At 70.1% G+C, this 25,508-nt stretch carries 21 protein-coding genes; 9 read left to right on the plus strand and 12 right to left on the minus strand.

The window, feature by feature from the left end; genetic code table 11:
• Positions 1 to 42 precede the first annotated feature (42 nt).
• On the plus strand, positions 43 to 1,251 hold the full coding sequence (locus tag Q0Z83_RS19895; protein WP_317795453.1) for an acyltransferase: 1,209 nt from the start codon (positions 43 to 45) through the stop codon (positions 1,249 to 1,251).
• Here Q0Z83_RS19895 and Q0Z83_RS19900 read toward each other — a convergent pair.
• Entirely contained in the window at positions 1,175 to 2,539 is a 1,365-nt protein-coding gene (locus tag Q0Z83_RS19900; RefSeq protein WP_317795454.1) for an ATP-binding protein, read from the minus strand. The genes Q0Z83_RS19895 and Q0Z83_RS19900 overlap by 77 nt on opposite strands.
• Positions 2,540 to 2,813: 274 nt before the next feature.
• Between Q0Z83_RS19900 and Q0Z83_RS19905 the strand changes: the two genes are divergently transcribed.
• The 5 genes from Q0Z83_RS19905 to Q0Z83_RS19925 all read left to right on the plus strand — a co-directional run bounded on the left by Q0Z83_RS19905 (position 2,814) and on the right by Q0Z83_RS19925 (position 7,374).
• Positions 2,814 to 4,244: a cytochrome P450 gene (locus Q0Z83_RS19905; protein WP_317795455.1), complete on the plus strand. Its 1,431-nt coding sequence runs from the start codon at positions 2,814 to 2,816 to the stop codon at positions 4,242 to 4,244.
• Positions 4,245 to 4,256: 12 nt separating this feature from the next.
• Positions 4,257 to 4,949 (plus strand): DUF998 domain-containing protein, encoded by a 693-nt coding sequence (locus Q0Z83_RS19910; RefSeq protein WP_317795456.1) that lies wholly within the window; start codon positions 4,257 to 4,259, stop codon positions 4,947 to 4,949.
• Positions 4,946 to 6,337, plus strand: coding sequence for a phenylacetate--CoA ligase family protein (locus Q0Z83_RS19915; protein ID WP_317795457.1), 1,392 nt, complete (start codon positions 4,946 to 4,948; stop codon positions 6,335 to 6,337). Before Q0Z83_RS19910 ends, Q0Z83_RS19915 begins: the two co-directional genes overlap by 4 nt.
• A gap of 91 nt (positions 6,338 to 6,428) precedes the next feature.
• On the plus strand, positions 6,429 to 7,199 hold the full coding sequence (locus Q0Z83_RS19920) for a hypothetical protein (RefSeq protein ID WP_317795458.1): 771 nt from the start codon (positions 6,429 to 6,431) through the stop codon (positions 7,197 to 7,199).
• Positions 7,200 to 7,203: 4 nt separating this feature from the next.
• Positions 7,204 to 7,374: a hypothetical protein gene (locus Q0Z83_RS19925; RefSeq protein WP_317795459.1), complete on the plus strand. Its 171-nt coding sequence runs from the start codon at positions 7,204 to 7,206 to the stop codon at positions 7,372 to 7,374.
• Between the two features lie 11 nt (positions 7,375 to 7,385).
• Here Q0Z83_RS19925 and Q0Z83_RS19930 read toward each other — a convergent pair whose 3' ends face one another.
• Positions 7,386 to 8,171 (minus strand): AfsR/SARP family transcriptional regulator, encoded by a 786-nt coding sequence (locus Q0Z83_RS19930; protein ID WP_317795460.1) that lies wholly within the window; start codon positions 8,169 to 8,171, stop codon positions 7,386 to 7,388.
• 166 nt (positions 8,172 to 8,337) lie between these two features.
• Positions 8,338 to 11,622, minus strand: a complete 3,285-nt coding sequence (locus tag Q0Z83_RS19935; RefSeq protein ID WP_317795461.1) for a BTAD domain-containing putative transcriptional regulator — start codon at positions 11,620 to 11,622, stop codon at positions 8,338 to 8,340.
• 418 nt (positions 11,623 to 12,040) lie between these two features.
• On the opposite strand from Q0Z83_RS19935, the gene Q0Z83_RS19940 reads away from it, so the two are divergent.
• Complete coding sequence (locus Q0Z83_RS19940) at positions 12,041 to 12,181, plus strand: hypothetical protein (protein ID WP_317795462.1); 141 nt, start codon at positions 12,041 to 12,043, stop codon at positions 12,179 to 12,181.
• A gap of 115 nt (positions 12,182 to 12,296) precedes the next feature.
• Positions 12,297 to 13,697: a glucose/sorbosone family PQQ-dependent dehydrogenase gene (locus Q0Z83_RS19945; protein WP_317795463.1), complete on the plus strand. Its 1,401-nt coding sequence runs from the start codon at positions 12,297 to 12,299 to the stop codon at positions 13,695 to 13,697.
• Between the two features lie 65 nt (positions 13,698 to 13,762).
• Here Q0Z83_RS19945 and Q0Z83_RS19950 read toward each other — a convergent pair whose 3' ends face one another.
• The 5 genes from Q0Z83_RS19950 to Q0Z83_RS19970 all read right to left on the minus strand — a co-directional run bounded on the left by Q0Z83_RS19950 (position 13,763) and on the right by Q0Z83_RS19970 (position 18,790).
• Complete coding sequence (locus tag Q0Z83_RS19950; RefSeq protein ID WP_317795464.1) at positions 13,763 to 14,176, minus strand: hypothetical protein; 414 nt, start codon at positions 14,174 to 14,176, stop codon at positions 13,763 to 13,765.
• A 57-nt stretch (positions 14,177 to 14,233) separates the two neighbouring features.
• A complete protein-coding gene (locus Q0Z83_RS19955) occupies positions 14,234 to 14,629 on the minus strand; it encodes a hypothetical protein (protein ID WP_317795465.1) in 396 nt (131 codons plus the stop codon).
• 440 nt (positions 14,630 to 15,069) lie between these two features.
• Entirely contained in the window at positions 15,070 to 16,194 is a 1,125-nt protein-coding gene (locus tag Q0Z83_RS19960; RefSeq protein WP_317795466.1) for an SMI1/KNR4 family protein, read from the minus strand.
• A gap of 135 nt (positions 16,195 to 16,329) precedes the next feature.
• Entirely contained in the window at positions 16,330 to 17,907 is a 1,578-nt protein-coding gene (locus tag Q0Z83_RS19965) for a hypothetical protein (protein ID WP_317795467.1), read from the minus strand.
• A 361-nt stretch (positions 17,908 to 18,268) separates the two neighbouring features.
• A complete protein-coding gene (locus tag Q0Z83_RS19970) occupies positions 18,269 to 18,790 on the minus strand; it encodes a hypothetical protein (protein WP_317795468.1) in 522 nt (173 codons plus the stop codon).
• A gap of 676 nt (positions 18,791 to 19,466) precedes the next feature.
• On the opposite strand from Q0Z83_RS19970, the gene Q0Z83_RS19975 reads away from it, so the two are divergent.
• Complete coding sequence (locus Q0Z83_RS19975) at positions 19,467 to 20,333, plus strand: hypothetical protein (protein WP_317795469.1); 867 nt, start codon at positions 19,467 to 19,469, stop codon at positions 20,331 to 20,333.
• A gap of 287 nt (positions 20,334 to 20,620) precedes the next feature.
• Here the strand turns inward: Q0Z83_RS19975 and Q0Z83_RS19980 are convergent, their stop codons facing one another.
• From Q0Z83_RS19980 to dctP, 4 genes are read right to left on the minus strand one after another with little or no spacing between them, the layout of a single operon-like run.
• Positions 20,621 to 22,360 carry an alpha/beta hydrolase domain-containing protein gene (locus Q0Z83_RS19980; RefSeq protein ID WP_317795470.1) on the minus strand — a complete coding sequence of 580 codons (1,740 nt, stop codon included), beginning with the start codon at positions 22,358 to 22,360 and terminating at the stop codon, positions 20,621 to 20,623.
• Positions 22,357 to 23,655, minus strand: coding sequence for a sodium:proton antiporter (locus Q0Z83_RS19985; RefSeq protein WP_317795471.1), 1,299 nt, complete (start codon positions 23,653 to 23,655; stop codon positions 22,357 to 22,359). The genes Q0Z83_RS19980 and Q0Z83_RS19985 overlap by 4 nt, the downstream gene beginning before the upstream one ends.
• Positions 23,652 to 24,491 (minus strand): shikimate dehydrogenase, encoded by an 840-nt coding sequence (locus Q0Z83_RS19990; RefSeq protein WP_317795472.1) that lies wholly within the window; start codon positions 24,489 to 24,491, stop codon positions 23,652 to 23,654. The genes Q0Z83_RS19985 and Q0Z83_RS19990 overlap by 4 nt, the downstream gene beginning before the upstream one ends.
• On the minus strand, positions 24,491 to 25,495 hold the full coding sequence (dctP, locus tag Q0Z83_RS19995; RefSeq protein WP_317795473.1) for a TRAP transporter substrate-binding protein DctP: 1,005 nt from the start codon (positions 25,493 to 25,495) through the stop codon (positions 24,491 to 24,493). The genes Q0Z83_RS19990 and dctP overlap by 1 nt, the downstream gene beginning before the upstream one ends.
• Between the last annotated feature and the right edge of the window lie 13 nt (positions 25,496 to 25,508).

A 25,508-nucleotide genomic window follows, 5' to 3' on the forward strand; every position in this document is an offset into this window, starting at 1 on the left:
CCCGGCTCGTTCCCACCTACCGATTACGTGGAGTGATGTGACGTGCCTCGCAGCATCCGACCGGCAGTGGCCGGACGCCGGCAGTGGATCGACGTCGCCAAAGGTGTGTGCATCCTGCTGGTGGTGCTGTGGCACGTCATCATGAAGCACTACCTGCAGGTCGGCTGGCGGCTGCCGGTGCCGCTGCCGGGCGTGTGGGGAACGTTCGGCGAACAGCTTCTGCCGCTGCGCATGCCGGTCTTCTTCACCATCTCCGGCATGCTGGCGGCCGGTGCGGTCACCCGCAGCTGGGCGCAGACCCGGCGTAGCCGGATCACGAAGTTCCTCTACCTGTACGCGCTGTGGTTCGCCGTGCACACCGCGGTGCTGTGGAATCTGCCGGGCTTCGACACGCTGGCGGCACGCAGTGTCGCGGACATCGCCGAGCAGCTGACCGTCACGCCGACGAACCTGTGGTACCTGATGGCGCTGGCCGTCTACTTCACCATCGCCCGTTCGACCCGGGCGCTGCCCGCGGTGGTGGTGCTGATGCCCGCGTTCGTGTTGTCCGCGGTCGCCGCCTCCGGGATGCTCGCGGCACCCGGCAACCGCGGCCAGCTCTACCAGAACCTGCTGTTCTTCCTGGCCGGGGTACGGCTCAAGCCGTGGATCGACCGGTGGGCACAGACGGCAACCCTGCGCACCTTCGGTGTCTGCGTCGCCGCGTACCTGGTGACGGTGGCGGTGATGCGCGTGGCGGGCGCGCAACGCTGGCCGGGCGTCTGGCCGTTGATCAGCGGCCTGGCCGTGGCCGCCGGTGTCGCCGGCGCCACACAGCTGGTCCGGCTGCGGCGGCTGAGCAACGCCCTGGCCGGGCTGGGGCGCAACACCCTGCCGATCTACGTCATCCACATGCCGTTGCTGGCGATCATCGACGCCGTGCTGCGCGACGTGTTCTCCGGTGCCGGCCCGGCGGCGCAGCTCGTGCTCGCCGCGGTCCTGCCGGTGGCGTTGACCGCGTTGCTGGTACTGGTCTGTGTGCGGCTGCACCGGTGGGCGCCGGCCGTCGGCGGCGCCTGGCTGTTCACCCTGCCGCAGCGCAGGGTCCCGGTCGCCGTCCACGAGCAGCCGACCGTGGAGCTTCCGGTCCTGCGGCCGGGACAGGACACGCTGCCGACGATGCAACTGCCGATACTCAGGTCAGCTCACGACGCCACAGTAGATCTGCGAGCACCCGGACCCCGCGGGTCAGATGACGGCGGTAGGTACTGAACGGCAACCCCAGCCGCTGGGCCGCCGCGTCCTGCGTGGGTGCGGTGCCCAGATACGTGGCCGTCAGCGCACGGTGCGCCTTACCTTCCCTGGGGTCCTCTCCCATGGCGTCCACCGCCGCACGCAGCACCGCCCGCAACGCCTGCCCCGGATCGGTGTGCTCGGCTGCGGCCAGCACCATCCGGCTCTGCGCCAGCGGGTTACCGGCGAGCAGGTCGGGACGCCGGTACTCGCGCAGAGCGTCGCGGACCGCCGCGTCGAAAGCCGTCCTGGTCAACGGCCGGGCGGCACCGCAGCGGCCGACGAGATCCCGCACCGCGTACGCCCTGGCCGGATCCCGCCAGTGCAGGTCGGTGCGCATCGCCCGGCGCAGGTAGGGCCGCAGGCGCACACCGACGTCGTCGCCGACGGTCCACGGCTGGTCGAGCAGCCAGTGCAGCAGAGCAACCGGATCGGCCTGCGGCACACCGGCATGCAGCATCCGCTCGGTGGCCGGGTCGGCATACGCGCACAGCTCCACCGCGCGGCGGTGCTCCACCGTCGGCAGGTCGTCCAGCAGCCGCCGGATCACCGCCCGGGCGCCGGTGAGGCGTACCTCGTCATCGGTGTGACCGGCGGCCACCGCCGCCGCAGCCGTGCTCAGCAGCAGCGGATGACCACCTGACAGCTCGCACAGCAGTAGGCGGCGAGCGGCGGGCACCGCCTCGTGATCGAGCCAGGCCCCGGTCTCGGCGGTGTCGAACTCGACGACCTCACGAATGCGCACCACGTCGCGCCAGCCCGGATCGGCGGTCCAGGCGACGTCCGGAGCGCCCCGGCCGGCGAGCATCACGACGGTGCCCAGGGGCAGGCCGGGAAAGAAGTCCTCACGCAACCACACCTCAGCCGTCCGCCACTGCTCGAAGTCGTCGAACAACAGCACCGGCGCGCTCGCGCCGGCCGGGATCAGCGGCTGGGCGGCCAGCACCGCGGCGACGATCCCCGCCGGATCGCAGCGGTCCATCCGCAGGACCACCCGCCCCTCGGCCTCGGCCTCGGCCGCGCACCGCCGCAGTACCGTCGACTTCCCGACGCCGGCGGTCCCGTGCAGATACAGCACCGTGCACCGCGCCACGTCGCCCAAGGCGGTCCGGAACAGCGCCATCTCAGCGTCGCGTCCGACGAAGGCCCTGCGCCGTCCGGCCCGCAGAACCTCGGACAGCCGCGGCACCTCGTCGACAGGCGTGTCCCCGGCACGGACGAGTCCGGCACCGCCGGTCCGCAGGTCGGCCGGCTCGATGTCGCGCATGGTCTCCTCCAGCAAGCGGGTGATGTCGCGGGAGTCCGGCCGTCAGGTCGAGGACTCCACCGCGCCGGCAGCCGCCGCGCGGGCCGAGGGGGTCTCGGGCGCTGGATCCGGGCCGGTCAGGACGCGACCATACCCGCACGTGATCGACCGGGCCACGAATGAACAGGGATTGACCGTCCACCTGAGCAGCGGATCGAGCCGGGACGCCGCGGTACCCGAGAGTCGTCCACTTGTCGTCGACCGCAAGTTGATCCCCGCCGGTTTGGCTGGGACGGTGTTAGCACAGGACGCACTGACCATCCGTGACCTACCGGGCCCACCGAGCCTGCCGGTTTTCGGCAACAAACTCGCTCTGGCCGGCGCCGGCGGTCCGAACCGGGCCCTGCAGAAGTGGAACGACCGTTACGGATCCACCTACCGGCTCCGGCTGCCCGCACCGGCCGTGGTCACCTCCGACCCCTTCCTGGTCAACGCGGTACTCAGGCAACGACCCGAGACGTTCCGGCGCAGCCCTCGCGTCACCTCGACCCTGCGTGAACTCGGTGTCCACGGCGTCTTCACCGCCGAGGACGACGAATGGCAGCGGCTGCGCGCCATCGCCACCCGCAGCCTCAACGCCGCCCACCTCAGCGCCTACTTCGGCACCCTCACCCGCTGCGCCGAGCGCCTGCGGCGCAAATGGCACGCCGCCGCGGCGGCCGGTGACCGCATCGACGTGCTCGACGAGATGATGCGATACACCCTGGACGTGACCGTCGGCCTGGCCGCCGGCGTCGACCTGAACGCGGTGGAGAACCACGGCGCCGGCCTGTCGCAGCGGCTACCCGAACTGTTCCCGGAGATCGGCCGGCGCCTGTACGCGCCGATCCCCTACTGGCGGTTCGTGCCCAGCGCCCGCCGCCGGCGGCTCACCAGGACGATGGACGAGCTCAGCGGCATCATCGGACGGCACTTCGAACAGGCCAAAGCCCGCGTCGCCGGCGGGGCCGCCCCGTCCAACTTCCTGGAGGCCCTCGCCGTCCCGGCCGACGGCGAGCCGGAACTGACCCACACCGAACTGGTCGGCAACGTCCTGACGATGCTGCTCGCCGGCGAGGACACCACCTCCGCGACAGCCGCCTGGACGCTGCACTACCTGGCCAACGACCCGCAGATGCTGCATCGGGTACGTGCCGAGGCGGACAACGTCCTCGGCGACCGGTACGTCGTCGACAGCCCTGCCACCCTGCGCAACCTGGAACTCGCCGGGGCCGCCGTCCGCGAGGCGATCCGGATGCGACCGGTGGCGCCGTACCTGGCGATGCAGGCCAAACACGACGTCCTGCTCGCCGGCCGGGACAACAGTCTGGTCATCGATGCCGGAACCATCGTGTTCACACTGATCAGCCGGGGCGCGCACCACGACGAGGCGCGGTTCCCCGAACCGGATCGGTTCCGCCCCGAGCGGTGGCTCGGCGCCGGCCCGGCGGCCGACAGCGTCACCGCCCCGTTCCTGCCGTTCGGCGGCGGACCGCGTTTCTGCCCCGGCCGCAACCTCGCCCTGGTCGAGACCACGCTGGTGACCTCGATGCTGTGCCGCGACTTCGATCTCGAACCCGACACCGGCGCCGGTCCCGTCGGTGAGCGGACGGCGTTCAGTGTCTTCCCCACCAATCTGCATGTCCGTGCACGGCTCCCCGAGCCGGTGCGCCCTCACCGCCTCTGACCGGAGACGACGGTGTTCCGAGTCGCTGAGCGCTACCTCGTACCGCTGACACTGTCGGCGCTGCCGGCGCTGTGCCTGGCCGTCGTCGTCGCGGGGCTGGTGCAGCCCGCCTGCTTCGACTGGGTCGAACGCTCGGTCAGCGCCATGGCCGCCCTCGACGCCGAGCACCGCTACCTGACCACCGCCGCGATGGCCGGATCGGGTGTCGTCCACCTGATCGCCGCCCTCGGGCTGACCGCAGCGGCCGTCTCCGGCCGTGTCCTGCTCGCCGCCGCAGGATTCTTCCTGCTGCTCGCCGCCGGATTCCCGCTGCCCGCGGGCGGCGCCTGGTCGATCGCGCACGCTGTCTTCGCCGGGCTCGCCGCCGTCGCCCTGGCCGCCTGGCCGGCGGTGGCGGGACGCTGCCACCCGTTCGCCGCCCCGGCCGGCCCGGCGGTGGCCCTCGTGTTGTTCGCCCTGCTCGGCTGGTACCTGACCGAGGTCGCCGTCGGCGGCGCCCTCGGCGGGTTCGCCGAACGGGCGGCGCTGACCGCCGAATTCGTCTGGCTGGCGGTGGTGGTCCGGGCCCAGGCCCGCACCCGTGTCCCGCCGGCCCCGCTCCCGCCCCCGATCCCGCTCCCGCTCCCGCTCCCGCTCCCGCTCCAGACAGGAACGACCATGAACGTACGCACACCGGCCGCCACCGCACCCGAGCGTGGGCGATGACCGAGCCCTCACCCGTGATGGCGTTGTTCCAGGACGCCGTCGCGACGGTTCCCGCCTACCGCCGATTCCTCGAGGACAACGGGGTCGATCCGGCCGCGGTCCTGGAACCGGCGGCGATCCCGTTGATGACCAAGGCCGGCTACCACCGCCGCTACCCGTTGCCGGACCGGTGCCGCCACGGGCGACTCGACGCGGCCACCGTCGTCGCCCTCTCCTCAGGGTCCTCCGGCCACCCGACGGTGTGGCCGCGCACCGAATCCGACGAGCAGACCGGCGTCGCACGGTTCGAGCAGGTCTTCCGCGACGGATTCGATGCCGCCGAGAGCAGCACGCTCGCCGTGGTCTGCTTCGCTCTCGGCAACTGGGTCGGCGGCATGTACACCGTCGCCGCCTGCCGACGCCTCGCCGCCGACGGCTACCCGATCACCGTCGCCACCCCCGGCAACGACCTCGCCGAGATCCTGCGCGTGGTCGGCGAACTCGGCCGCAACTACGACCAGACGGTACTGCTCGGCTACCCGCCGTTCCTCAAGAACGTCATCGACGCCGGCCGCGACCGCGGCCTCGACTGGCAGTACTACGGCATCAAGCTGGTACTGGCCGGCGAGGTGTTCAGCGAGCAGTGGCGTGACCTCGTCGGCGAACGCGCTGGCATCAGCGACCCGGTCACCGACATCGTCTCGCTGTACGGCACGGCCGACGCGGGAGTGCTGGGCAACGAGACGCCGCTGAGCGTTCGCATCCGCCGCTTCCTGGCCCGGCACCCGGACGTCGCGACCAGGTGCTTCGGCGACTCCCGACTGCCGACACTGGTGCAGTACGACCCGGTCACCCACTGGTTCGAGCCGATGCCGGACGGGACCCTCACCTTCAGCTGCGCCGGCACCGTGCCACTGGTTCGCTATCACATCGCCGACGAGGGCGGCGTACTGCCGTACGACGAAATGGTGTCGTTGTGCCGGGACCACGGCTTCGATCCCGGTGACGGCCCGCGACTGCCGTTCGTGTACGTCTTCGGCCGTTCACTGTTCACCGTCTCGTATTTCGGGGCCAACATCTACCCGGAGAACGTGACGGCGGGCCTGGAACGGCCGGCCGTCAGCGGCTGGACCACCGGTAGGTTCGTGCTGCGCACGGTCGAGGACACCGACCGGGACCGGCGGCTGTCCGTCGTCGTCGAGCTGGCCGCCGGAGCCGAGCCCAGCGAGGAACGGCGGATGCTCGCCGCCTCGTCGATCCGTACCGAGTTGCTGCGCATCAACAGCGAGTTCGCCCACTACGTGCCGGCGGCCTACCAGACTCCGCAGGTGGAACTCCGGCCGGCGGACGACGCCGAGTTCTTCCCGCCCGGTGTGAAGCACCGGTGGACCCGCCCGCAGACGCCGTGACCGGCTTCGCCGACGCCGAGGCGGCCGCCCGCCGTGCGGTCGCCGACGACGAGCGGAACCCCGCGGTGCGGCCCGCGGCCGGTACGCGCTTGTGGACTCACGGCGAGAGCCGGCCTCGTGCGGTGCTGCTGCTGCACGGCCACACCCACACCCCGCAGCAGGTGGCGCTGCTGGCCGAACGGTTCTTCGCCCGTGGATACAACGTGCTGCGCCGCGGGCTCCGCTGCACGGGCCGGCCGGTCCACCGTCCGGGCGGCTCACCGTCGCGGCGCTGCGGGCGTACTCCACCGGCGCCTGGCGCCTCACCACACGTCTGGGCGACGAGGCCGGAATCGTCGGCATCTCCGGCGGGGCCGTGCTGGGCACCTGGCTGGCGGCACGGCGGGCGGGCGAGGTACGGCGACTGCTGGCACTGGCCCCGTTCTTCCGGCCGCACCGGCGGCACGCCTGCCCGGTGGCGGTCGCCGCCCTGCGGTTCGCGTACGGATGCAGGCTCCTACCGGACCTCGTCGACCGCAACGGCTACTCCTACACGGCGCTCGCCCAGTATCTGCGTCTCGCGGCCGACGTCCGGGCACGGCCGGGCACCGGCCCGCGACGGATCGCCGTCGTGCTGTCGGCCGGTGACCAGGCGGTGGACCGGGCGACCGCGTTCGCCCTGCCCGCCGCGCTGGCCGCCGCCGGCGGATCGTCGTTCGAGGAAGTGCTGCTACCGGCGGCGATGGGCCTGTCGCACGACATCGCCTCCCCGGCCGCGCTCGGCGTCCACCGCGACGACCTGTACGCCCGCTACCTCGGCCTCTACGAGGCCGCCCCGTCGACTGCGCATCGACCGGGTATCGAACCCGGCCCGATCGGATAGCGGCATGTCCGACAGGCCTCGCTGGTATCGCGTTTTCCGGTTCGTCCTGCATGCCGTCGTCATGCTGGCCATTACGGCCGGTCTGTTCACCGCCCTGCTGTACGCCGCGACGACCACCGGTTTCACCGGTGCCTGCCTGTTGCCGCAGGTGTGCCCGGCGACCAGGCACCGGTGACCTGCCGCGGCTCAGCGCACCAGACGGCGATGCGAGACCCACGCCGGGCGACGACGGCGTGGGGAGCCGCCGGCACGCGGCCGACGCGGCCCGGCGTTCACCGTGGTCGGTGCGGGCGCCAGGATGTGGTGCATCGCGGCCCGCAGCTGGGCGCCGGGTTCGATACCGAGCTCGTCGACCAGAGCCCGGTGCGATCGGCGGTAGTGCTCCATCGCCTCGGCCGTACGGCCCATGCCGTGCAGCGCGGTCATGTACAGCGCCTGTACCTCCTCCCACAACGGGTGGGCGGCGGCCATCGCGGTGAGGTCGGGCAGGATCTCCCGATGCCGGCCGAGGTGGATCTCGGCCTCGATCAGATCCAGGTGCGCGGTGGCGATCCACTGCTCGAGCCGGGCACGCTGACCCTGCGCGTACGGCCCCTGCACTCCGGCGAGCGGTCTGCCGTCGGGCAGGGTGAGCGCGGAACGCAACTCGGCGGCCGCCGCACGCCGATCCCCGTGGCGGGTGGCCGCCGCGGCGCGCAGGGTGTGCGCCCGGAACCGGTTGATGTCGACGGCCCCGTCCGGCACGTGCAGGACGTAACCGCCGCCGCTGGACTCCAGGCTGGTCGCGTCGTCGCCCTCCTGCTGCAGTACCCGCCGCAACCGGTAGACGTAGGTCCGTACGGTGGTGACCGCCGAACGGGGCGGTTCATCGCCCCACAGTCCGCTGATCAGTTCGTCCAGGGTGACCGTGGTGCCCTCGCGCAGCAGCAGCATGGCCAGGGTGCCGCGCTGCTGCGGCGATCCGATGTCCACTTCACGGCCGGTCCGGGGCCTACCGGAGTCCGTCCGGGTGCACTGCCAGGCCTGGACAGGCCCGAGGAGGCTGAAGCTGAGGGTGGTTGACAGTCCGCTTTCGAGCATGGCCGAAGACTACGAACCTGCGATGGTAAGAACTCTTGGCGTTTTCTGAACGCCGCGTTCAGCCGGGTAGCCGCGCCAACGCCTCCTGTGCGGCCGCCTCCCAGTGCGGTGAGCCCCACCGCCGCGCGATCACCACGGCGTGCCGGAACTCCTCGGCGGCGCGATCGTCGTCGCCGATCAACCGGTAGAGACCACCGAGGGTGATCGCGACCGGCCCGCTCACCATCGACGTGCTCGTCACGCCGCCGAGCAGATCACGCAGCGGCAGCAGCCGGTCGATCAGCATCGGTGCGTTCTCCCGCTCACCGAGCAGCACCGCCAGGTCACCCTTGAGGCATCCGAAGTAACTCTGCAGGTAGTCATCGCGCAACACCAGGTCGCGAGGCACCGCCCGGGCCTCGTCCAGCCTGCCCTGCCGGGCCAGGACCAGCGCCAGCCGGTCGTTCTCCAGATTGCCGGTCGCGTCCTGGACGGCGCGGGTCAACGGCTCGGCCTCGGCGTACCGGCCTTCGCTCAGGTAAAGGGTGATCTGCACCGTGCTGTGAAACGTCCACGCGTGGATGGCGCCGACGGCCAGCATCCGTTCGTAGACGTCGTCGTAGAGTTCGCGGGCCTCGGCGAAGTCGCCGCGGATGTGCGCCAGCATCGCGAGCGTGGCCCGGTTCACCGCCTCCTGCTCGGCGAGGCCGTGCTGACCGGCGATGGCGATGCCGAGTTCGGCGTGCCGGCGCAGCCCGTCCGGGTCGGCGGCGGCGGCCCGGACGGTGCCCGCGATGTGCTCGGCGAGCCAGTGGTACACCGGCAGTCCCATGCCTCGGGCCAGGTCCCGCAGCTCGTCGGCGATCCGGCCGCGCCGCTCGGCACCATGCTCGTAGGAGGTGCACTTGGCGACCGCCATCAGCCCGGCGGCGATCAGTTCCGGCTCACCGATGTCGCGGGCCAGGGCCAGTTGCTCCTGCGCCGCGGAAACCGCCCGCGGGTCGAGATCGCCGTCGAGTTCGGAGACCAGCGTGTCGAGCAGCCGGCAACGCGTCCGCGGGTCCAGGGCACCGCGGCTCAGCAGCCGGTTCAGGGCGGTCACCGTCCGCAGGTCCACGGTCCCGTAGGCACGGCTCTGCCACGACGTCGGCTCGCTCCACGCCGCCAGCGCCTCGGCCAGCAGGTCGTCGCGGCCGGCGTGTTCGGCGTGATCCATGGCCCGCCGCCGGGAGGCTCGGGCCGCGCTCATCGCCCCGGCCTTGATCTGCGCGCGGACCAGCAGCGACAGCACCTGCACGATCCGGGCATCGTGGTCACCGGTACGCGGCATCCGACCGGCTGCCTCGACCGCCTGGGTGAGCAGTTCAGCCGCCACGTCGAAGGCGTAGACACGCTCGGCCGCGGCAGCGGCCAGCATGCTGTGGCGCATCGCCGGGCCCGCGGTCGCCGCCGTCAGCGCCCGGCTGTAGTGCCGGGCCAGGGCGACGTGGTCGTCGGGCCGCTCCCGTTCCAGCACTGCGGCGATGGCGGCATGCAGACGGGCCCGGCGAGGTGTCGGCATCTCACCGTAGATCAGGTCACGCAGCAGGGAATGCCGGAAGGCGGGATGCCCGGACGTGCCCTCGACCAGCAGACCGAGAGCGAAGGCGGTCTCCAGGGCGGGGGCCGGGTCGACACCGGCCACCTCGGCCAGGACATCGGGGTCGGCGTCGCCGCCGAGCAGCGCGGCCACCCTCAGCACATCCAGGTGCCGGTCACCGAGCCGGGCCAGCCTGCGGCGCAGCACCTCACGTACGCCGTCCGGCACCTCGGTGAGCGCGGATTGCGGCCCCTCGGCAGCCAACAGCCGAGCGCACTCGCCCACATAGAAGGGGTTGCCACCGGTCCGGTCGGTCAACGCCTCGACGGTCCGGTCGTCGGCCGGCACCCCGGTGACGGCGGCGATCAGGTCACCCACCTCGGCGCTGGTCAGCCCGGGCAGGTTGATCCGCACCGGTACCCGTCGCGCCACCCGGGCGAGGGTGTCGGCCACCCGCGATCCGGTCTCGCCCGGCCGGTAGGTGCCGACGACCAGGGCAGGGCGCCCCGCCAGCCCTTCGACGGCCCGCTCGAACAGGGTCAGCGTCTCACCGTCGGCGTTCTGCAGATCGTCGACGGCCACCACCAGCGGGCCGGCCGCGGCGGCCACACCCAGCCACCTCACCACCGCCTGATGCAGCGGAAACCGTCCGATGTCCGGTCCGGGCACAGAACCGGCGCCGACGTCGCCCAGCAACGGCGCCATCACGGCCGGCTCGGGCGGCGGCATCACCTTCTCCAGCGACCGCAGCACCTCCGTCCACGCCCACGCCGGTGGTGCACCCTCATACTCCGGGCAGCATCCGCTCAGTACCGTCCAGCCGGTGGCGGCCAGGTCCTGAAGGGCTCGGCCCAGCAGACGGCTCTTACCGATGCCGCTCTCACCGCTGATCAGCACGATGCCGCCGCCACGCAGCGCCGCACCGGTGGCCTCGTGAAATCGCCGCAGCTCACCGGTCCGCCCGACGAACGGCTCCGCCTCACCGGCGAACGGCACGACGGCCTTGGAGGGCTCACCGGGACGCAGGTCGTCGCGCTCGCTGAGGATGGCGACCTCGAGGTCGGCGAGACGGCGGGTCGGATTGAGGCCCAACTCGTCACGCAACACCCGCCGATGGGCGCCCAACGCCTCCAGCGCCTCGGCCCGGCGACCGGTCGCCCACAGCGCCAGAGCGAGTTGCCGCCAGGCCTCCTCCCGCAGCGGGTACTCCCGGGTCATCGCCTCCGCTAGCGGAACAGCGACAGCGCCCTGCCCGCTGCGTACGGTGGCGTCCAGCTGCGCCTCCCGCGCCAGCAGGTGCAGTTCGTCGAGACGGCCGACCTCCGCCTGCGCCCAGTCCGCGTCTGCGAACTCGGCGTACGCCGGCCCCCGCCACAGCCGCAGCGCCTCCTCCAGCAACACGGTGGCCGTCTCCGGAGGCTCCTTACGCGCCGCACGGACGAGCCGCTCGAAACGCCACGCGTCGACGTCGTCGTCGCTGACGCTGATCGCGTAGCCGGGCGGCACCGTGAGCAACGTGGTACTCGGGGTGCGCGGTCTACGATCCGGCTCGAGCAGGCGACGCAGGTTGGAGACGTAGGTCTGCAGCGACGTGGTGGCCCTCGGCGGTGGCCGTCCGTGCCACAGCTGCTCGATCAGCCGGTCCGCCGACACCACGGTCCCCCGGGCCGCCAGCAGCATCGCCAGCACCGCCCGCTGCAGCGGCCCGCCCAGGTCCACCGCCTGGCCCCGATACTCGGCGACGACCGGGCCGAGCACCTTCAGCTGGAGGGCGCGCGAAGGCATGAGTGAACTCCGATCAGGACGCGGACCGCGATCGCACGCCGCGCCACAGCCTTACCAACCATCGTCTTGAGGATAGGCAGGTCACCCTGCAGCCAGGCCCACGCCTGCTCGTGTCCGCCGAACTCCTCAGGTTCCGCCCCCGCCCGCAACACGCTCTGCCGGATCGGTGTCACAGTCACCGCCATAGTGATGGTCATTGTGGTCCGCCCACTCGGAATCGACTTGGAACCGGTCGCCGTCGACACTGCCGGATTCTGCGGCCGGTGTCGTAAGGCAATGGCGTTGACCCCCATCGCGATGTGCGATGACCCCCACCGGGCGGTGACGAAATCGTGCCTGCCTCTCCGCTGAGCCACCGAGCCCATAGCCCCGCCGGTGAGACCCTGACGAGCCGGCATCGACACCGGATCGGCAGCACATGGACCGGACGCGTCGAACCGCCGACACCGGCGCCGCTCTGGGTCTCGAACACGACATCGTCACCGTGGAACGGCTCGGGCCGGTGGCCGATGATCTGTACCCGCGATATGTCGACCTCTACGAGGCGGCCGCATGGTGATCTCACGCGGGAAGCGTCGATGCCGCGTATCGGCGAAATGCGTCTATTCGCCGTCGATGGCCCGTAAATCCGGGATACCCACCGTGGAGGGCATACCGACGAGAAACGGAGCAGCATGCGCACCGCGACACGCACACTGATCGCCGCCACCCTCACGGCGATCGTGGCATCAACCTCCCCCGCGACCGCCGCCCACGCGGCCGACCCCGGCCCGGACCAGTTCACCACCCGGGTGATCGCCACCGGCCTCGCCAACCCGTTCGAGGTCGCCAACGGCCCGGACGGCCTGCTGTGGGTGACCGAGCGCACCGCCGGCCGGGTGGTCCGGATCGATCCGGCCACCGGCGCCCGCAGCACCGCGCTGACCCTGCCCGACGTGCTGATCACACCGGGCACCCAGGACGGCCTGATGGGCATGGCCCTGCACCCCGAGCTGCTCACGGCCCGCAACCAGCATGTCTTCCTGGCCTACACCTACGATGCCGATCCCGGCGCCGCGGTCGACCGCCGGGTCAAGCTGGTCCGTTATTTCTGGGAGGCGGCCACCCAGCGGCTGATCCTGCCGATCACCCTGATCGAGGGTCTGCCCGGCAGCGACGACCACAACTCCGGCCGGCTGGTCTTCGGCCCGGACGGCAAGCTGGCGTACACGATCGGCGACGGGGGCCACAATCAGTTCGCCAACTACTGCAAGCCGATCCGGGCGCAGCGCACACCGACGGCGCAGGAGGTCCGCGATCGTGACTGGGTGTCATATCAGGGCAAGGTTCTGCGCCTCGAGGTCGACGGCACCATCCCGGCCGACAACCCGGTGATCAACGGGGTACGCAGCCACGTCTACTCCCTGGGTCACCGCAACCCGCAGGGTCTGACCTTCGGCCCCGGCGGCCGGCTCTACGCCAACGAGCACGGCCCGAAGAACGACGACGAGATCAATCTGATCCGGGCGGCAGGGAACTACGGCTGGCCGAACATCTCCGGCTACCAGGATGACCAGGCGTACGTCTACGCGAACTGGTCGGCTGCTCCCGGCTGTCCCTCTCTGCCGTGGGGTGAACCGGCGCTGCCGCAGGTCCCGCAGTCCACGGAGTCCAGCTTCACGGCCCCGAACCTGGTCGAGCCGCTGCGGACCTACTACACGGTCGGCGACGACTTCGACTTCCAGGACCCGAAGTGCGCGGCCGCCTACTACATCTGCTGGCCCGGCATCGCGCCTTCCAGCCTCGACTACCTGGCCGCCTCCCGCCTTCCGGGGTGGAGCAACTCGCTGCTGATGACCACGTTGAAGGACGGCACGATCTACCGGGTGCCGCTGACCGCGGACGGCCGGCTGGCGGCCGAGACCATCCCGGTCTGGAAGAGCGTCAACCGCTATCGCGATCTGACGTTCAACGCCACCGGCACCGTCTTCTACGCCGTCACCGACAGCAGCGGCCTGGCCCGTGACCCGCAGGGTGCCCCGACCAACGGGCTGACCAACCCCGGAACGCTGCTGGAGTACGCCCACAAGGGCTGATCCGGAGCCCGACGGCAGCGGGGCCCGCGGTGACGATCACCGCGGGCCCCGCTGTTTTCAGCCGGTCAGCTCCAGCCGGAGCAGTGCCACTCCTCGTACCATCCGGCAGCCTTCGAAGGCGACGGCCCGCCGCCCTTCGGGTCGTCGCTCTGGACCCAGTAGACGGCGCAGGCCTGGATCCGCCAGACCGAGGTATTGAGGTTCACCGACCGGGCCGTACGCGGCGCGACGTCGAAGGAGCCGATCTGCCCGTTGTAGAACTGGTACTGCACGACGCCACGGGACACGTGAGCCGGAGCGTAGCCCCACATCCAGGCCTTCGAGCCGTTGCCGGCGGCCGTGTCGAGCTGCCCGATGACCCCGTGGACGTCCTTGGTGTAGACGGCCGCGTGAGCCACGCCGGCGAACGTCAGCCCACCGCCGAGGGCACCTGCCGTCATCACCGCGGCAGCCTTGAGCGCCAGCCGTTTCGATTTCACTCGCACTACTCTTTCCCTTCCCTTCCCGGAATCACGAAAAACGAATGCATACCGTGGTCAGCTCCAGCCGGAGCAACGCCAGTCCTCGATGTAGCCGCCACCCTGGCTCGGCGGTTTTCCGTTGTTGACCTGGTAGACGGCACAGGCCCGGATTCGCCAGACCGAGGTGTCGAGGTTCACCGACCGCGCCGAATTGGCGCGCACGTCGAAATGGCCGACCTGGCCGTTGTAGAACTGGTACTGAACGACGCCGAACGACACTCCGTTCGGCGCGTAGCCCCACATCCACGCCTTCGATCCGTTGCCGGGGGCCGTGTCGAGCTGCGCCACCACCCCGTTGCTTTCCTTGGTGTAGACCGCGGCGTGGGCGGCACCCGCGAACATCAGCCCACCGGCGACGGTGCCGGCGACAGCGACAGCGGTCGCCTTCCGGCCCAGCCTTCTGGATCTCATCGACATCAGCTCCCTGTTCCACTGAGAATCACTTGCCCCTACATTCCGGGCGGTCGATATCAATGGCAGGTCAATGTCACATAAATGGATGCGCTGGGCAGGGAGAGCGTTTCGTGGTCAACCCGGGCATGAGCTCGGCTCCAAGTACTTTCCGAGTCGCTTTCCGATGATGGATCGCATGCCGGGGGCCACGTGACGGCTGTCGAAGACACGATGCGTTGCGCGGTCCTGGGCAGCCCGCAGCAACCCGTACGGTGGCGGCACGTCACACCGGGGCACACCGGCTTGAACACGCCACCCGGTCCCGTCGATGAGCCGCCGTCCCGCCGTCGGAGGCCGGAATACCGGGTGCGGGAACAACCTGCCAGTCCCACCACCGGCGAGGAATCATGGTGATGGCCGTGATAGCCGTATGCGCGATCGAGGCAGTGCCGGATCGGTCAGAAATCAAGGCCTTTCGGGGTGGTGGCGATCCAGGCGGCCCGCTGCGGGGTGACCAGCGGCCGCAGCACAGGATCGGTGAGCAGCGTCAACGGTGCGATGCGCAGTGGGTCGTCGCTACGCCACCGTGACACCGCTGCCGCCACGGCCGACCACGCGGCCTCGGATTCGCCTCGGCGTGCGAGTTCACGGGCTTGGCTCAGTGCCGCGGTGAAGTCGGGTGGTTCGGACGACATCGGCACCTCGCCGACCTCACCCAGCGCATTCTTGACCAGCCGCTCGGCCCGGGCGCCGGACTCATGCCGCAGAAAGAGCGGTACAAGCTCGGCGCGTACTCGCCCAGCGCCGACCGCGTCAATCACGTGTGGATGCCCGAGCACGTCGTTTCGTATCCTGTGGTGGACTTGGGGCTGCAAGAACGCCGCCATAACCACGGCGAGGTACTGCCCCGCTCCCGAGCCCTTACGGGCCGCGGCCTCGAAACACTCGGCCGCTCTCTGCGCCTCGCCCCGCAGTGCCAGTTGCCGCCCCTGCACAACGAGATCATCCGCCCCGCCCGGCTCAAGCGCCCGGCCTTCGCGCGCGTTGAGCTCCTCGAACGACTCCCGCTCGGCAGCGACCAGGTCGGCGAAGGAGTCGAAACGATCACCCAGGCCCGGATACCACGATGCCCAGACGTATGCCGCCCATTCTCCGTCAGCGTTGACATCCGCGGGGTCGAGAAGCCAGTAGCACGCATCCGCATCGGCGGACACCAGCAGCGTACGGGCCAGCAACTCATCGGCCTCGTCACCCATGTCGCACAGGTCGGGTTCGATTTCGCGCAGCCACCCGACGTCGGCTGTAGTCCGCATCGTCCACACGAACGGCCCCATCTCGAGCCATCCGTCTGAGGCCTCCAAGAACGCGCGATACCCCGCGGGAAGCGCCGTCCCGAGACGTTCCTCAACGGCAGTGAGCGCATCCTGATCAGCGCCGGCGAACCCGAGCCACCCAGAGCTACGTCGTTCAGCTCCGAGCTCTTGCAGACGATCAGCGTCGGCGACGCGGAGAAAATCGGCGCTGTACCCGGCAAGGTAGACCCGCCACTGCTCGGCAGTACGGGGCCGGCTGGTCACATCCACACCCCACCTTAGGATCATGCGGCTCCTGCGCATCAGCGGCATCCGGATTTACCGCGGGGCGCGGTCTCCAACTCCGCTGTCGGTGACACGATGCCGGCGTCGGGCCGGGGCGGATAGGCCCCGGCCCGGGCCAGGTCAGCCGATGGTGTACGCGCGTACGATCGTGACCTGCGCGTACTCATTCTTGGTGGTGGTGATCCGGGTACGGATCGCGACCGCGCCGGAGGCGGGGTTCGTGATGGTTGCCAGCCACTTGGTGCCGCTCTTGCGGACCGTGATCGAGCGCCAGGTCTTTCCGCCGTCGAACGACACCTGGGTGATGGCGGTCTTCGCGGTGACTTTGCCGAGTTTCAGGTCCACTTCCTTGTGGCGGCGATCCGGCCGGATCTCCAGCACGGTGCTGGAGCCGGGCCTCGCCCGGTTGTTCACGTCCAGCCCGGTGGGCACCATGCGGGGCAGGATGACGTCGGCGCTGCGCGGCTTCGCCTTCGGGTCCAGCTTCATCCCGAAGATCGCCTGAACGCGTGGTGACAGCATGTCGGCGGGGTGTTTGATGCCGGGGCGGTATCGCTTGGCGTCGACTTGCAGCGTGTACCAGCCCTTGGCCTTGATCTTCGCGTTGAAGTCGGAACCCCGGCCCTCCCAGTCGGTGCGCCACTGGGATTTGACCACCCTGCGGGCACTGTCGTAGAGCGTCACCTTGGACAGTTCACTGGCCTCGGAGTACATGTCGTAGCCGGGGTCGGTGAACATCAGGGAGGTGTCGAACGCGAGCCTTCCGGGGTTGGAGTACATCCGGGGCAGGCTGCGGCCCGGCCCCCAGCCGGCGTTGAAGAACGATTGGCCGTACGACCGGCCGGCGGTCAAGGTCAGGTTGCGGTTGTCGAAGCCCATCATGGCCGAATCGCCGTTGGTCTCGGTGCCCCACCAGTTCGCCGACAGCTGCCACTTGCCCGGGCTGACGCGGAAGGTGGCGACCGCCGGGGTCTGGCCGGAGAACGCCTGGATGCCGTACCCGGCGTGGCACGAGGAGGTCTCCTCGAGGCGCAGGTCGGACTGGTCGCTGCCGGCCGGTCCGCGCTTGGCCACTGCTTTGAGCGTGGCCAGCGATGAGGTCCGCCAGGTGCGGGTCACCCCGGCCGGCACGGTCTTGGTGGCCGCCGATACCAGCCACACACTGTTCGTCGTGCTGTTGGACCAGGCGGAGTTGTAGGCGAATTGCAGGCTCTTCGACGCGTTCGGGATGACGAAGATCTTGCCGGGTGTGTTCCAGGCCCCGATCTCGGTGGACGAGGCCGACGCGTTGGCACAGATCTGCGCTCGCAGTTCCTGGTAGGGCTGGCCGTCGGGCGTCTTGTCCAGGGCCACCTTGATCGCCCGGCCGCGGCGCGCGTCGATCGTGGTGGCGGTCTTGCCGGACACCTTCAGCACCCGGGCACCGAGCGTGTCGGTGCCGTCCTTGGCCGAATAGATGTCGGTCAGCACTGCGTACTTGCCTTTCGGCAGCGTCTTGGCTTTGAGGCTCGTTGCGGTGTACTCGGCACCACTGTCCAGGTTGATCAGGCGCAACGGCACCTTGATCTTCGCTCCGGTGCGGTCATATGTGGTGACGGTCAGGGTCGCGGTGGCCGCCGACGCTGATCCGGTGGTGGTGAGCAGAGTGACCGGCAGCAGCGTGATGAGGGCCGCCGCCAGCACGGGAAGTCTTCGCAAAACCGTCCCCGTTCCGATGGATCGTGAGGCGGGATCGTAACAGCGATCAAGGCCGATGACCGGTGGCAGACGATGAATCGGCGGACGCACCCGGAGCGCCGTCGCCGACAAACCGCTCGACACGGGGCCGACCTACCCCGCGAACAGTCCGGCACGAAGGCGTCGGGACCGGCCGAGGTCCTGCTTGATTCTCCGCTGTGCGCCCGGATCACTCCCGCATGCGCGGGAAGCAGGCAGCCATTCGAGGGGGACCCCGCACGACTCACCGGATCACCCCCGCGCAGGCGGGGTGATCCTCTCCTCGGACCGGCCGCTCTTCGCCCGTGCCCGAGATCGGGAGTGGACTGCCGACGGATCGGACTCAGTGCCTCACATACAGGTTCAATTCGATCGGCGTGTCATCCGGGTCGAGGTGTTCGATGCCGAGGATCAAGAGCGCCCGGCCCGCCCGCCAGGATTCCGAGAAGACGAACGCGAAGGTCTCATCACTACGCTCATGATCTTCGGCACTCACCGGGTACCGCCTGGAGAGGGCGGCGACCAATTCACGCCCGATTCGCCGAGACTCCTCGATCTCAGCGGGATAGCCCGCCAACACGGATCGAACATACTCGGAGGACGACTCGGGGGCCGACCAATCACCCGCCCAATCCTCCAGAGAGATCTGCAAGGCGACCTCTCCGAGCGCCTCATATCCATGGAGAATGGCGACCTGCAATCCGCTCTTTTCAAGCCATGACGGGTACGGGGTGGAGCCGGCTCGATAGACCGTCCATCCCGTCCGGCGGAGTTCGGCCGAAAGCTCTGCCGGTTCCCAGTCCTCGTCCCTGGAGGCGAAGAGGTCGACCGTCTCCAGGACCGTCGCCAGGTCAGGTTGCGGCATCTCCTTCTTCCCTCTCGCGCACACGCGTGCCGAACCGAAAAAGCTCTCCGCTCGACGTCGGCGGCGATCGCCTCGGGCGGTACGGCACCCGCTGCACCATGACTCGCCGGTTCCTCCAGGCGAGCGTCTCATGCGAAGGCACGATCAACGGTGCTCCGCGACAGACGAGACCGCGGTTGCCTCCCTGCCCGGGGTCGAGGTCGGCGTAGTTCCGCACGCCACCTCCGCTGTGCTACCGGGCCGCCTGGGCGACGAGGCGTGACCGCACCTGCGGTGAGCCTGGGCGTCCAGTTGAAGTCCAGTTCCCGTCCAGTGGGCGCCGAGATCGTTGCGGGACCGACGATCTCGCGGAGAGGACGACATGCGATCACTGAGAAGGTGGCATCTCGGCGGCGGGCTGGCGCTGGCGACGATACTGGCAATCGCGCTCACCGGCGGTGCGGCACAAGCCGACGCGACCGGCGGTCAAGGCGCGCCGTCGCTACCCGGCCGGGTGGCGACGGCCAGGCCCGGAGTGTCCGTCACGACCCCGGCGACGAGCCTGCGTGCCGAAAGCGGGCGCTCCTTGGCACGTACACCGGATGGCCAGGGGATCACGCTCGGCAAGCAGCGCAACGGTCCGGCCCCGCACAGGGTCGAGGCAGGGCCGGATGATCCGCCAGGAGGTCTGGTCTGTGTGCCGTACATCAGCCGGATCGTGACCCCGAACGGCACGGCGTTGTCGCGGGTCGACTATCTGGCCGAGATCTTGTGCAACTTCTACCTCGCGGGCGCCGGTCAGGCCTACCTGATCGACCGGACCGGCGGCGTGCAGACCAGCAACCAGGTCGTCGCCGCGGCGCCCGTGTTCTCCTTCGCCAACTCCTACTACGGCGGAAGTCAGGGCGCCGTGTTGATCGACGGGCGGCTCTTCGACGGCGGGCGGCAGCTGGAGATCGGCTTCGATCTGGTGCTGCAGACGCTGAACGGGGCACCCTGGGGCGGCTGTTTCGCCCTCGCCGCACCGCAACGCTACCTGTCGCCGTGCATCGGCCTGGGCACTCCCACGCTGCGGGTGTCGGTGGGGTCGGGTGAGTTCGGCAGCGGACTTCCGGCGTACAACCCGGCGGCCTTCATCCGCGACATCCCCGGGACCGAGCAACTGACCTTCCACGTGGGCGGGCAGTCCGACCCGGCGTCCACGGCCCGGCAGAACATCGTCGACACCGCGGCCGGTTCGCCGGCCAAGACGAGTACGTTCAGCGACGTCGGCCAGACGGACGTGACCCTGCGGCGCGCGATGCTGGAGGCCATCCTGAGGACCCATCTGATCAACGGCCTCAGCTTCCGGATCACCGCGATCGCCGGCGGTGACCACAGTGCGACGTCCGCCCACTACTCCGGCAGGGCCTTCGACATCGACCGGATCAACGGCAGTCCGGTCAACGCCTCGAACCCGTTCAACCAGGCCTTCCGCAACGCCTGCGCCGCCTACGGCGCAACCGACGTGAGGGGTCCGGGCGACGAGGGTCACGCGACCCACATCCACTGCGCCTGGGACTGAACGGGTAACGGTGACGGCCGGCAGCCGACCCACCGTGTGGACCGGGCGATGTCGATCCACACGGCGGCCCGGTTGTCCGCGGCGTCGAGGTGCCACTCCTTGCACTGCCGGCAGCGACGAGAGGGGCGCCTCGATCCGCGAGATCGCCGAGAGCGCCAAGGAGGCCGCCCGGGTCGTCTGGGAGGCGGTGACCGTCGCCCAGAACACCGACGCGACCTTCTCCGACCGGGATCAGCGCGGAACTGCAGCAGGTCGTCGGCGGGCTCCGTATCTGACCCGGGACGCCGTCAGGTGCCTGCGGGCGAAGGTGTGAGAAGCCGGATGAGCTCGGCGGCGTATCCGTCGAGCAGGCGGGTCTGTTCGGGTGTCGAACGGCCGAGCCGGTGTTGACGTTCGAGCTGGTCACGGTAGTCACCGAGGGCCCGCACCGCCCGGTCGTAGTGGCGCCGCTGCCGTGCGGGGTCGGTCTGGCCGAGGGCCACGGCGAGGGTCGCGTCGTCCAGCAGGTGCAGCAACCGTTCGCCGCCGCGCTGGTAGAGGAACGCCGTGTGGTCGCGCAGCAGCTGGGTGGACGGCTGGATCGGGAACTGGGCGACGTTCGCGCACAGTTCCCGGCACTGCAGGTCGCGTCCGGCCAGGGAGGCGTGGGCGTCGCGCAGCATCTCGGCGGCGTCGGCCGGCAGCACGTGGCCGTCGCGGACGTTGCGGGCGGCGGCGATCGTGAACCGGCGCAGATAGGTCTGCCGGTCCGGATACAGCGCTGTCAGGGTGGCCCGGTCGAACGGGATGTGGGTGCCGTTGAGGAAGCACAGGCCGGTGCCGCCGGGCGGGTTCTCGTTGCTGCCGGTGTCGACGGCGACGGGCACCTGGAACGGGGCGAGTCGCAGCCCGCCGAGGGCGTTGCCGTGCTGGTCGCGCTGGACGGTCTGGCCGTCGGCGGCGAGGCTGATCAGCGGCGCGGTCGGCGGTGCGATCCCGTGCCGGGTCCAGCGGGTCAGGTGGTGCATCGCCGCGGACAGCGGGTACCGGTCGGGGCTGCGGCTGCGGCTGGGGCGGGCGCAGTCGTCCCGCAGCGGTGCGGTGGGCTGGTCGCGTTGCAGCAGGGCGTAGCGGACGGCGAACGAGGCCCAGTCGGAGTGGGAGGTGCCGGCGACGGCCCAGGTGCGCATGCGGTCGGTGTCCGGTTGCAGGGAGCTGATCTCGTTGGCTGACGGTGGGCCGGTGAACTCGGTCTCGGACAGCACTTTGAACACCGGGATGGGCAGGTCGTCGCGGAGGCGTTCGCCGCCGACGTAGAGCAGGGCGGCGTCGGCGACCGGGCGGGTGCGGGGTTGGACGGCGTTGACGAACACCGCGACGCGGCCGGCTGATTGGGAGACGCCGGCGGCGACGACGGTGCTGATCCGGTGCCGTAGTCCGCCGAGGACATCGGTGGTGCGGACCGCTTGCAGGCCCTGGGCGTAGGCGTCGAAGGACAGGGCGTCGCCGGCGGGCAGGTCGAGGTGGCCGTACCGCTGCGGGTCGAAGGCTTTGAGGCCGAGGACGGGGTGGGTGACGGGGGCGCTCTGCGCGGTGATGCCGACCCAGGCGTAACCGTCGCGCATCAGGAACTCGTGGGTGCGGAACCAGAGGGCTTCGACGTCGTACTGGCTGGTGGCGTTGAGCCATTCGACGATCACGGTGCCGTTGAACGCGGCGGGCCGCGCCGGGCGGCGCACGATCATCCGGGTGGTGTAGGGGTGGCCGGTGGAGACGATGTTCGCGGTCGGTGACGGTGCGGGTCGGGCGCCGATGCCGGGTGCGACCGTCGCGTCGTAGACGTTGGCGTGGCCGCTGTAGAAGTACTCCTGCTCGACGTAGCCGCGGGCGGGCAGGTCCAGGTCGGTGGCGAAGAACGGCCGGCCCGGGACGGGGCCGGTGACGGCGGGCGCCGGCACGGTGCCGGGGTGGGGTGCGGCCGTGGCGGGTGCGGGGCCGAGCAGCGCGAGCAGGAGCGGGATCAGCAGGATGGGCGGGGCTTTTCTCATGGTGGGCTCCCGGGTGGGAAGAACAGGACGGTGGCCGCCGCCAGGACCGGCACCATGATCACAGTGGCGGCGGCGGCGTAGGCGAAGAAGTGCGGCATGTGGACGCCCCGGTGTTCGGCGACCTCTTTGACCATCAGGTTCGGCCCGTTGCCGAGGTAGGTCAGCGAACCCATGATCACGGCGCCGCAGGAGATCGCGGAGAGCAGGTCGGCACCGGTGCTGGTGCCGACCAGGGTGCTCAGGTAGCCGGGATCGTCGATGGAGATGCCGGACCGTCCGGCGGCGACCGCGGTGAACGCCAGATAGGTCGGCGCGTTGTCGAGGACCGATGACAGCCCGCCGGTGGCCCAGAAGTACTGCCAGGGTTCGGTCAGGCCGGTGTGGGCGGCGCGGGCGTTGAGGATCAGCAGCGGCTGGGTCATGGTCACGAACACGCCGGCGAAGATGATCGCGACTGAGACGATCGGGCCGAACCCGAAGTGGTTGGCCTGGTGGACGGCGCGCGGTGTGAGCCGCCAGGAGGCGAACGTGATCGCCCACAGCGCTGCGGCGACCAGCGGTGCCGGGAGGCGGGCGACGAGCAGAAGAACGACTGCGGCGAGCAGTACGACGTTGCGGCGCCCCTCGACACGCAGCGGCTCGTGGACGATCAGCTGGTCCATCAGGCCGGTGCCGCGGTCCTGTCGTTCCTCCCGGTTGACGATGAACTGGTCGATCAGATTGAACAGCAGGATCAGGGTGCCGTTGACGAACAGCCACGGCGCCCACAGCCGCAGGGTCCAGTCGAATGGAACGCCTTTGAGGTAGCCGAGGTAGAGCGGCGGGTCCCCGATCGGGGTGAGCAGTCCTCCGGCGTTGGCGACGATCAGGATGAAGAACAGGACGAGGTGTGCCCGTCGTTGCCGGTGGGCGTTGGCGCGCAGGAACGGCCGGATCAGCAGCATCGCGGCGCCGGTGGTGCCGACCAGGTTGGCCAGCACCGCCCCGGCGGCGAGCATCCCGGCGTTGGCGAGTGGGGTTCCGGCCAGGGACCCGCGCAGGTGGATGCCTCCGGAGATTACGAACAGCGCGGCGAGCAGCGAGAGGAACGACAGGTACTCGGTCAGGGAGTGACCGAGCGCGGCCGGTCCGCCGTCGTCGGCCAGTAGATGGGCTGCGGCCGGGATCGTGAACAGGCTGATGATCAGGGCTTTGTGGTGCGGCCGGCTCCACCACGCGGCGGCGAGCACCTCGAGGAGGGCGACGGTGACCAGCAGCAGCACGAACGGGGCCGCCGACCACAGGGGCGGGTTCACCGGCCGGTGCGCAGCAATTCGGCGGAGTCGGCGAGCATCGCCGCCGGGACCGCGGGTCGGCCGGTGAACAGTTCGAACGCGGCGACCGCCTGGTGGACGCTCATCGCCACGCCGGGCAGGGTCGGTGCGCCGGCGGCGCGGGCGGCTCGGAGTAAGGCGGTGTCGGCGGGTCGGTAGACGAGGTCGGCGACCCACAGATCGGGGCGTAGGCAGCCGGGCGGCACCGGGGATCCGGGGTGGTGGTCCATGCCGACCGGGGTGGCGTTGATGACGCCGTCGGCGGTGTCCAGCAGGGCGGTGAGGCGGGTGGTCGATGCGGCGGTGATCCCGAATCGGTCGGCGTGCTGCCGGGCCCGGCCGGGTTCGGCGTCGACGACGGTGATCTGTCGGGCGCCGAGGGCGAGCAGGGCGTGGGTGACGGCGGCTCCGGCGCCGCCCGCGCCGATCTGGACGACGTGCCGGCGCGGTGCGTCGGGGAACTGTTCGTGGAAGGCGCGCTGGAAGCCGTACACATCGGTGTTGTGGCCTGTGGTCTTGTGGTCGTCGAAGACGACGGTGTTGACGGCGCCGACCGTGCGGGCCTGATCGGACAGTTCGTCGAGGTGGGTGATGATCTGCTGTTTGAACGGGTGGGTGACGTTGAGGCCGCGGTAGCCGAGGGTGCGGGCCCAGTGCAGCAGGGCGGGCAGGTCGTCGGCGCCGAGTCGGTGTCGGTGCGAGTCGATGGTGGTGTAGACGAGTCGGATGCCGTGCCGGTCGGCCTCCTGCTGGTGCAGCCACGGGGTGTGGGACTGGCCGATGCCGGCACCGACCAGTCCGATCAGCACGTGCTTCATCAGGCCGACGCTCGGATGCTCTTGTAGAGCTCCAGGTCGGCGCCGGTGTAGTGGGTGTTGAAGTAGGCCTCGGCCTTGGCGATGAAGGCCTGTTTGTCGACTTCGAGGACGGTACGGGTGGGGTCGGCCCGCCAGCCGTCGAGGACCTTGGTGGTCTCGTCGTCGACGCATTTGCGGTTCTCGGCGCGGATGTCGTGGACGGCCTTGGTGAGGGCGTCCTTCTGCGGTTGGCTCATCTTGGCGAGGGTCTTGTCGGAGACCACCACGTAGTGGGCGCCGACCTGGTGGTCGGTGAGGCTGGCGACTTTGAGGATCTCGTCGAACTTCTGCGCGTGGGTGGCGACGACCGGGTTCTCCTGGCCTTGGGCGACGCCCTGTTGCAGGGCCAGGTACAGCTCTTCGACGGCGATGGCGACGGCGTTGGCTCCGAGGGCTTCGGCGTTGGCCAGGAACTGGGGGGTGTTCGGGAACCGGATCTTCAGGCCGGCCAGGTCCTCGGGTTTGCGGATCGGCTTGGTGGCGGTGAAGGTGCGCATGCCGAAGTACCAGGCGTCGATGATGGTGGTGCCGGTGGCCTTGTTGAACGCGGTGAAGAACTGGTCGCCGTTCTGGTCGACCCATGTGAAGAAGTGGTCGATGTCGTTGAAGGCGTAGGCGGCGTCGAGGACTCCGATCGGCGGGTAGGCGGTCGACATGGCCGAGCCGCCCTGCAGGTCGATGTCGATGTCGCCGCTCTGCACGCTGGCGAAGCGTTCGGCGTCCGGGCCGAGTTGGCTGTTGGGGAACAGGTCGAGGGTGAGGTTGAGGTCCTGTTGGCCTTCGAGGCGCTGCTTGAGCAGTTGCATGCCGCAGTGGTAGTTGGGTTGGGTCTCCGGCTGTGAGCTGCCGATCTTGAGGGTGATCTGCGGGTTGCCGCCGGTCCCGGTGGTGGTGTCGTTGCTCTGGGTGGTGCATCCGGTGGCGAGGATCAACAGGATCGCCGTGGCGATCGCGGACCTTTTCATGGTTGTCTCCCGA

It is taken from the genome of Actinoplanes sichuanensis (assembly GCF_033097365.1).
Taxonomy (GTDB): domain Bacteria; phylum Actinomycetota; class Actinomycetes; order Mycobacteriales; family Micromonosporaceae; genus Actinoplanes; species Actinoplanes sichuanensis.